This is a genomic window from Desulfovibrio sp. 1214_IL3152 (assembly GCF_036763055.1).
Lineage (GTDB): Bacteria > Desulfobacterota > Desulfovibrionia > Desulfovibrionales > Desulfovibrionaceae > Desulfovibrio.
Genome location: NZ_JBAIYW010000505.1, coordinates 1 through 1,114 on the forward strand (window position 1 = coordinate 1; position 1,114 = coordinate 1,114).

At 55.2% G+C, this 1,114-nt stretch carries 1 pseudogene; it reads right to left on the reverse strand.

The features are described 5' to 3' along the window. A pseudogene (locus V6C07_RS10835) lies at positions 1-278 on the reverse strand (hypothetical protein); the annotation flags it as partial. Positions 279-1,114: the final 836 nt, after the last annotated feature.

The following is a 1,114-nucleotide window of genomic DNA, read 5'->3' on the forward strand; positions in this document are numbered from 1 at the left end:
CCCGGAGGAGCCATGCGGTCGGCAATAGCCAGCAGGTCGCTTGAAACGCGCAGCAGCATTTCCGTATCGCTCTGCATGGACGCAACAGAAGCCAGCAGGTGCAGCAAACAGCGCCAGCTGCGCAGGGGAACCCCGCGCACCGACGGGCGATAGCCCTGGTTGAGCGTTCTTTTGGCAGCGGGCAAAAGCCCCAGAACGGCCACGCGCATTTCCGGCGGGGCGTACTTTAAAAGGCGGATGATCTCCTCACGGACATATTCTTTCGTGTGCTGTGGCACCGTGTGCTCCATTGCATGGAAATGCAGAAGGCTGCGGCCTTGTCAAGCCGCAGCCGCCTGAAAGCTTCTGGCAGGGCTGTCTGTGTTCTGTAAGGCGCAGAGCCGCGCCGGTCGAGTAAAAACAGGACTTGCCGCAGAACAGGCAGCATAGTCCTGAACGGGCGGCAGGTCAACGGCATTCATTATTTTGACCCGCTCGCGTGACAGGGGCGGACGTTATCGATAATATTCTGTAACTATATACTATTTTTCAGATGGCAGCAAACTTGCATCAAGCTTTTTACGTTCCGGGCGTGCCTTGTGCGCGGTCTGTCAAAGGAGCGGGAGCGTCCGTTCTGTCTGTTGCGTTGCAACGCAGCCCGCTCCGGCCGTGTGGCGGCGTTCCGCCGGAGCATTTTAACTTTGGAAAAGTGTAAATGTTCTAACGCTGCACGAAAGTGCAGCGCGCCACAATGTGGCGTGGATTCAGCCGAAAATCGTATTTTTCGGCTGAATGAAAACTTTGAAATGTGAAGTATTTCAAAGTTAATCTGCTCTAGAGCAATTTAACTTTGAAATTGCTCTAGCGGCTGCATGAGCAGACGCCCGCCGCGAAGGCGTAAGCGCAGTTTGTCTGCGCGGTTAAACGCCGTAGCGAGCGTGCCTTAAACTTTTAGAATGTATATTCTCAAAGTTAATCTGCTCTAAAAGTACGGCCCTGCCGTCTGAGTTGAGGATTTTTCATGAAGCGCCATAAAACCTTTGCCATCCTCGTCGGTTGCCTCGGCGGCACGGTCCTGCTGCTGGGCTTGCTGGCGGGCTTTGTGCCGCAGCGCGAGGGCTATGAGGTGCGGCGT